7 protein-coding genes are annotated in these 7,483 nt (G+C 69.8%); 4 read left to right on the top strand and 3 right to left on the bottom strand.

Annotated elements, in window-relative coordinates; genetic code table 11:
* Positions 1-769 precede the first annotated feature (769 nt).
* Complete coding sequence (locus tag ABZX92_RS44315; RefSeq protein WP_355571963.1) at positions 770-1,789, top strand: glycoside hydrolase family 88 protein; 1,020 nt, start codon at positions 770-772, stop codon at positions 1,787-1,789.
* Between the two features lie 155 nt (positions 1,790-1,944).
* On the opposite strand, the gene ABZX92_RS44310 is transcribed toward ABZX92_RS44315, so the two are convergent.
* Entirely contained in the window at positions 1,945-4,530 is a 2,586-nt protein-coding gene (locus ABZX92_RS44310; RefSeq protein WP_355571961.1) for a LuxR C-terminal-related transcriptional regulator, read from the bottom strand.
* Between the two features lie 54 nt (positions 4,531-4,584).
* A complete protein-coding gene (locus tag ABZX92_RS44305; protein ID WP_355571959.1) occupies positions 4,585-4,809 on the bottom strand; it encodes a hypothetical protein in 225 nt (74 codons plus the stop codon).
* Positions 4,810-4,959: 150 nt separating this feature from the next.
* Here ABZX92_RS44305 and ABZX92_RS44300 point away from each other — a divergent pair, with 150 nt between their 5' ends.
* The 3 genes from ABZX92_RS44300 to ABZX92_RS44290 are packed head-to-tail and all read left to right on the top strand — an operon-like array spanning position 4,960 to position 7,074.
* Complete coding sequence (locus tag ABZX92_RS44300; protein ID WP_355571957.1) at positions 4,960-5,964, top strand: hypothetical protein; 1,005 nt, start codon at positions 4,960-4,962, stop codon at positions 5,962-5,964.
* The gene (locus ABZX92_RS44295) at positions 5,961-6,683 is read left to right on the top strand and encodes a hypothetical protein (protein ID WP_355571955.1); all 723 of its coding nucleotides are present in this window, start codon (positions 5,961-5,963) and stop codon (positions 6,681-6,683) included. Before ABZX92_RS44300 ends, ABZX92_RS44295 begins: the two co-directional genes overlap by 4 nt.
* Complete coding sequence (locus tag ABZX92_RS44290) at positions 6,595-7,074, top strand: hypothetical protein (protein ID WP_355571953.1); 480 nt, start codon at positions 6,595-6,597, stop codon at positions 7,072-7,074. The genes ABZX92_RS44295 and ABZX92_RS44290 overlap by 89 nt, the downstream gene beginning before the upstream one ends.
* Positions 7,075-7,136: 62 nt before the next feature.
* Here ABZX92_RS44290 and ABZX92_RS44285 read toward each other — a convergent pair.
* On the bottom strand, positions 7,137-7,483 hold a 347-nt coding region (locus ABZX92_RS44285), incomplete at its 5' end, for a potassium channel family protein (protein WP_355571951.1).

The raw sequence follows: 7,483 nt of genomic DNA, 5'->3' as shown, positions 1-7,483 counted from the left end.
CCGAAATGCCCGACGAGTGGACGGACGAGCGCACCAGCCGCACCTGGATCCTGTTTGTTTCCAAGGGATCTGTGTGGTGCCTCACCCGCTGCGCGACCCCACCGCGGGCACGCGGTCGTGCGGGAGATTCGGGCTTGCCCCCAGGCCGCCATCGGGGGAGAACGTGGCGGTCCGGGGGCAAGCGCGGCAGCTCTCAGACCGCCGCCGGGGGGACACGACGGCCTGAGAGCAAGTGGGAAGCCCTCAGGCCATCGCTGGGGGAGGACGCGACGGACTGAGAGCGAGCCAGGGCGTGCCCACGTGGTGTGGGCGGGGTGGTGCGGGAGACCCCCCAGGCCGTCGTTGGGGAGGACGCGACGGACTGAGAGCGAGCCGGTAGCTCCCAACCCACTGCCGGGGGGACGGGCTGAGAGCGAGTCAGGGTGTGGACGGGGTGGTGCGGGAGGCCTCCAGGCCGTCGTCGGGGGAGGCCGCGACGGCCTGAAGGCGGGCTGTGATGGTTGGTACGGGGGTCGCCTCTCGGCGAGGGGCACGACGCGGTACCAGCCGAACGGTCTTCCGCGAAGGCGATTTGGGTGAGGCCCGGGGGACCTGAACCGCACCAACCGATGTGTATAACGGCGTTGGGTGCACAAGTGTTTCCCTGGTGATCTGTGTGGTCGCTCACCACCGAACGGATGTACCGGGTTCTCCGGAAACTCTGGTCCGGCAGGGTGATCGCCGGTTCTAATGGACGCGACGCCGCCCATGTCACAGGTTGGAGAACCCGATGGTGAGGCGGCGTTCGTTCCTGCTCGGTGCAACAGCCCTGCCCCTGTTCGGCACACCAGCACAAGCCCAGGCCCTGGCCGGACCTCTCGACGCGGGGCGGGCGGCCGCGGACTACTGGATTCGCACGCAGAGTCTGGGCGGTAACGACTGGCAGGACGCGACCCTGCACAGCGGCGTCATGGCCCTGTACAAGGCCACCAAAGACACCAAGTACCGCGACTACTCGCTGAGCTGGGCGAACCGGCACAACTTCGGCCTCAAGAGCTCCAGCGGCAACCCGCACTTCGCCGACTACCAGGCCGCCGGGCAGGCGTACCTCGACCTGTACGAGGACAACCCGGAGCCACGCCGGAAAGCGGCCATCGTCAGGGAGATCGACGCCACCATCGCCACCGGCAAGGTCGACTACTGGTGGTGGGTCGACGCGCTGCACATGGCCCTGCCGATCTTCGCGCGACTGAACAAGGCCGACTACGGAGACCGCCTCTACCGCTGGACCCGCCAACGGCTGTGGAACGACGGGCTGTGGTGGCGAGACAGCAAGTTCGTCAACAAGAACATCTATTGGAGCCGGGGCAACGGCTGGGCCATCGCGGCGCTGGCCAAGACGATCGAGGCGCTGCCGCAGAACTCGCCCTACCGCGCGGGCTATCTGCAGGACTTCCAGAAGATGGCCGCGGCGACAACGAAAGTCCAGCGCGGCGACGGCCTCTGGAACGTCAACCTCGGCGATCCCAACAACTACCCCGGCCCGGAAACGAGCGGCACGGCGTTCTTCACCTACGGCCTCGCGTGGGGCATCAGGTCAGGCCACCTCAGCGCAACCACATATCGCCCGGCAGTCATGAAGGCCTGGGACGGAATGCTGCGCACAGCCCTGCAGAGCAGTGGACGGCTCGGTTACGTCCAGGGCATGGGCCAGCAGCCGTCGGACCACCAGCCCGTCAGCCGCAACGACACCGCGAACTTCGGCGTGGGCGCGTTCCTGCTGGCCTCCTCGGAAGTCGCGAAGATCTAGCAAATGGCGGCACCCCACCCGGTCGTGCGCAGCGCGAACACAACGCATGACCGGGGGTGCCGTTCAAACGGGAAGGATCTGGCCGCTGACGAACAGAAAGAAGTGTGGCGCGCAGAACCGAAAAGACCCAAGGGGCCAAACTAGAACAGGCCCACTCAGATCAGGCCTAGTCGACGCGCGGCCAGCACGGCGTCGCGGCGCTGGTTCACGCCGAGTTTGCGGTAGATGCCGCGCAGGTGCGTCTTCACCGTGTTGACGGAGACGAACAGCGAGTCGGCGATCTCCTCGGTGGTGCGCATGGACGGCAGTTCGAGGAGCAGGTCGCGTTCCCGGCCCGTCAGCACGTCCACGACAGCCGTCGACGCGGCGGGTAGCGCCGTCATCGTGGTGGTGGCGAAGGACTCCAGCTTGCCGAACCGGCCGGCGCCACGGGCCAGCAGGTCGCGGATCGGCTTGCCCGCGTTCAAGAACGGCCTGAGCGCGCCGACGGGTTGCGCGGCGGCCAGCGCTCGGGTGACGGCCTCGTGGGCGCGGCGCTGGTCACCCGTGCGGTCGACCAGTGCCGCCTCCAGCAGCCAGCCGTCGACCACGGTCGGTGCGGCGACGGCGGGGAGATCTCCGGACAGCAGCGGGCCGACGATCTTGCGGGCCTGGCTCACCCGGGAGTGGTGGGTGTGCACGACGGCGCGCAACACCGCCTCCTCGCCGCACGGGCCGAACATCGACTCGATCTGGTCGGCCATCAGAGTCGCCCACTGCTCGTCACCCGAGCGCAACGCGATCCGCTGCACCGCGGAAGCGATGTGAGCGATAACAGGCGGGATCACCTGCCGTTCCGCGACGTCCTGCCACAGCGCGCGAACGCGTCCGACCACCGCACGCGGATCACCGGCGGTCGGGAACGACACAGCAGCGTCCAAAGTGGACACCGCCAGCCCGGTCGCCGGGTCCGGACGATCACCCATGGCGTGCACCGCCCTGCCGGAGAACTCGGCTGCGCGGTCATCGTCCAGCCCGAGATAGGCCTGGACCCCGAGCAACGCATAGGCGAGCGCACACACGAAGTGCGACTGCCAGCCCCTCTCCTCCGCGAACGACAACGCCTCAGAAGCCTGCAACGCCGCCGCCTGGAGGTCGCCGCACGCACTCGTCAACGCCGCGAGATGTACCTGACAGTCGAGCACCGCGTGATCGAACCGCTCGGCCCGCGCGATCGCGGCGGCTCGCACCAGATCGTCCCGAGCACCCGCGAGGTCACCGGACAGCAGTGCCGCCACCCCGCGGTTGAGCAACGCGGTCACTTCGGCGTCCGCGCCACCGCGCCCTGACGCGGTGCGGGCCATCACCCGCAGCGCCTCGGAAACGTGCGCGTCGAACCGGCCACGACGCAGCAACGCGGCCGCGTGCAGCACCCGCACCCGGTCCTGCCGCAACACCAGCAGCTCGCCGCCGAGTCCCGCCAGCACCCGATCGGCCGCCGCGAGATCACCCGCCTCCATCGCGACGAGCGCCGCCACCACGCCGACCTGAGGCCGCGCCAGCACGTGGTCCGGCACCGAGGAGAACACCGCCAGCAGTCCCGCGCTGCCCTCCCGCAACACCTCGGGCAACACCGAGTGCTCGACGATGTCGGCCGTCAGCTGGTCGTCACCAGCGCGCAACGCGTGCGGCAGCGCGACCGAAGGCTGATCGTTGCGGTGGTACCAGTGCGCGGCCGTGTGGTGCAACGAGGTCTCATCCCCAGGCCGCGACCTGCGCAGCTCGGCGGTCAGATGCGCGCGCAGCACCGGGTGGCAGCGATACCACTCCGGCGCGGCGTCGAGCCTGCTGACGAACGAGTTGGTGCGGTCCAGTGCGTCGAGCACCAGGCCGGGACTGGGATGCCGGGTGAGCTCTCCGGCCAGGTCGGCGCTCACCGCGTCGCACACGCTGGTGGCCACGAGCAGATCGCGCACCCGCTGCGGGTGACGGCCCAGCACCTCCTCACCCAGGTAACGGCTGACGACCTGGTCCAGGCCTTCGAACATCAACAGGTCGTCCGGCCGCGCCCCGGAACTGCCGAGGCTCATGACCGCGAACCGCAACCCGCCGATCCAGCCTTCGGTGCGCCGCAACAACAAGTCGACGTCGTCCCCGGAAAGCCGCACGTCGTGTGCGGCCAGCAGCGCGGAGGTCTCAGCCCGTGTGAACGCGAACAAGTCCGGCGGGATCTCCCTCAGCCGTCCCTCCAGCTGCAGCCGCGCGAGGTGCAGCTGCGGCGGAAACCGGCCCAGCAGCACGAGGCGTAGCCGGTCCGGCGGCTGCCTCAGCAGGAGATCGATGCTGGCCAGCGCGTCGGGATCGTGGATCTCGTGCACGTTGTCCAGCACCAGGCACATCGACGCCTGGTCGAACGCCGCGATCACCGCGGACGAGAAACCCGGTTCGGCCAAAGGGATGCTGCTGCTCAACCCCAGTGCATCGCGTACCGCCGCACGCAGCCGTTCGGGTCTGTTGTCGTGCTCGTCGAGCGTGAGCCACGCGATCCGGTCCTCGCGTCGTCGCGCCCACTCGGCGAGCAACGTGGTCTTGCCGCAGCCCGCCGGCCCGGTGACGACGGTGACCGGCGCGGACGACACGTGATCGTCCACTGTGGATAGCAGGTGGTCGCGCGGCACCAGTGGTGTCGCGGACGCCGGCACGCGCAGCTTCGCCTGGCTGGTCCCGGGATCGGACGGGTCGCACTCCGAACTGTCGGACATCGCTCTTTGTCTCCCGATGGAGTTGTCGAGGCATGATCGCGTGATCGAACCGCATCACCCCGGTGGCGGGCATTCGGACTCGATGTCCTTGTCGGCCATGGAAATCAGCACGAGCCCACGGGCGAACACACCCATCAGCCGAGGCAGCAGGCTGAGGGCGGCGAACGTGCCGGTGGGTGGTCCGCAGTGCTCGTCTCCGCTGGTGACGAACACCGCGAAGAACACGGCCACGGCCAGCACGATGCGCCGGGACCGGGAGCGGTCGGGTCGACGGCTCAAGATCGGTCACCTCCTCCGCGTTCCGAGGCTGCACGCGTGTGTCACCACCCGGCCTCCCCCGCGGCGGGCGGTACCGGCGCGGCTCGGGACAGGTGGATCACCTGTGCCGGGTGAAGCAGCGCCGAGGCCCGTCCGCCGAACCTGTGGCTCATGAGCTGCCGACTTGTGTTGCGTGATCTCGTCGACGTGGTGCGCCCCGCCCGTCCCGTCGCGTCCGTGTACCTGGGGTCGAGTCCGTTGCGCGGCTGGAGGGCGCGCTGGGTCCGGCTGGCCGACCAGCTGCGGTGCGACGGAGCTGGAGCCGAGCTGGTCGACACGGTCGGCGAGGTGCTGAGCCGTGCCCGCGCCGCCTACCCGTCCGCTGACACGCTGGTGGCGTTCGCGGGCGAGGAACTGCCCGCGCGCGTCTTCCACACGCCAGGACTGCGCCACCTGGACCTCGCCTGGTTCAGCTCCCCGGCCCACGTGCTGCCGTTGCTCGCGTGGCTGCAGGAACGCCCTGCGCGCGTGGCCATGACCGCAGGCCGCGACAGCGCGGAACTGGTCGCGGGAGACGCACGCCGCGTGGTGCTCAGCTATCCGGCACCGACGTGGCGGCAAGGAGTCCGGTCCGCCGCGGCCGCGTGCGCCGAGATGATCGAGCGGCACGAGGCCAGGCTGCTGGTGGTCGCGGGGGAGGACGAGGTGGTGGGCGCGTTGTGGGAGGCGCTGCCCGCCCCCGTCCGCCGCGACGTCGTCGTCCGCTGGACCGGCACGGACCTGACGCCGAGCCGCGTCGCCGCCGAAACTCTTGCGGCGGCGCGTTCGTGGACCGAGGGCGTGCTGGAGGACTTCAACTCACGCGGCCGCACCAGGCAGCTGTCCGTGGAGGGAGTGGACGACACCCTCGCCGCGATCGCCGCGGCCAGGCTGGAGGACCTGCTGGTCGGCTACCCGGAGGACGTCACCGCGACCGCCTGGTACGGCCTCGCGCCAACGGACGTGGCGCGCGACTGGTCACCGACCCGCCGCTGCGGCCTGCTCGCCGACGTGGCCGTGCGCGCCGCGCTGCTCAGCGACACCCGCGTGCACGTGATCACCTCCGGCACGGCGTCCTCGCCCCTGGAGGACATCGGCGGCCTGTGCCGGGTGCCGCTCGCGCTGGTGCGGTCATGACGGCGGAGTTGCTGCCGTTGCAGGTCGGGTTCGACGTCGCCTGGCTCGGCTACCGGCGCGACCAGGTCCGCTATTTCGTCGACACCGCCGAACGCGACTTCGCGCTGCTGGAGGCGGACCGCGACGCCGCCGAGGCCAGAGCGCTGTCCCTGGCCCAGAACCTGGAGTCGGCCCGCGCGGAGAACCGCGAGCTGCGCGACCGGCTCGAGAGCCTGTGCCGCAGGCCGCTGTCCCCGGAGTCCGTGGGCGAACAGCTCCGGCACGCGGTGGACACCGCACTCGCCCACGCGGCCTCGATCGCCGAACGAGCCGGCGCGGTCCAAGCCGAGCACCGGGAGCTGCTCACGACGACCCGCGCGCAGCTGACCTGCCTGGCGCGCGAAGGCGAGGCCCGCCGAAGGGCGCTCGACAACGCGGCCGATCGGCGCCGGGCCGAGGTCGCGGAGGACTTCGAGCTGGCGCTGGCGTTGCGGCGCAAGGAAGCCCTGCGCGACATCCACCTGATGGAGGAGACCGCGCGGCACCGGGTGGAGGTGCTGCGGGAGCACCGGGACCGGGTGGCGGACGTGCTGCGGACGGTCCACGCGCTGCTGGGCAAGGCGGCTGAGCACCTGCGCAGCGGAGACTCCGGTGAAGATCCTCCCCTTGGCACTGGCCCAGTTCATCGCGAGCTGCGCGGCCACGAACATGAACGTGGCGATCTGCACGATCGCGGATGATCTCGGCACCACGATCACCGGTGTCCAGACGACGATCACCCTGTTCACCCTCGTCATGGCCGCGCTGATGATGCCGGGCAGCAAGCTCACCTCCGCACCACCCGGTGGTCCGCTGTCGCCCGGCATCGCGGTGCTCGCGCTGTTCGCGTGGCACATCCGCCGAACCCCAGAACCGTTGTGCGAGCCGAAGTTGTCCGGAGACAGGACGTCCAACCTGGGCCTGAGCACCCAGCTAGTGCAGTGGCTGGTCCCGCAGGGTGCGTTCTCCGTGCTTTCCGCGCACCTGCAGCAGGTTGAGGGGCTCAGCGCGGTTGAAACCGGCCTGGCGCTGCTGCCCGCCGCCATCGGCATGCTCGTCCCCGGGCGTCGCGCTGGCCGGCTCGATCGTTGATCATCGCGCCGCGCTCACCCTGCTCATCCTGTTCGGGGCAACGGGATTCGTGCTCGCGCTGTTCATCCGGAACGACGCCGCACAGCCAGCAGGATGACCTTCAACGCCACCCCCAGCACGAGCAGGTCACCGATCATCTGCGCGGTCACGATGACTCGCGCCAACGGGGAAACGGGCACGATGTCACCGAATCCGACCGTCGCGAACACCGTGACGACGAAGTAGAGAGCGTCCGTACGGCTCAACGAACAGTTGAAGCTGCCAGGTTGATGCCGCGCCAGCAAGAAGAACGCGTTGGCGAACATCAGCAGGAACAACAGCCGTGCCGCGCCGTTCGGGTGCCACGAGCGTTGCCGCCACCACCGCCGCGATGCCGAAGAACGCGCCGTGCGGCAGCGCCGCGACAAAC

The organism is Lentzea sp. NPDC006480, assembly GCF_040611995.1.
Classification (GTDB): domain Bacteria; phylum Actinomycetota; class Actinomycetes; order Mycobacteriales; family Pseudonocardiaceae; genus Lentzea.
This window is presented reverse-complemented; position numbering and strand designations above follow the sequence as displayed.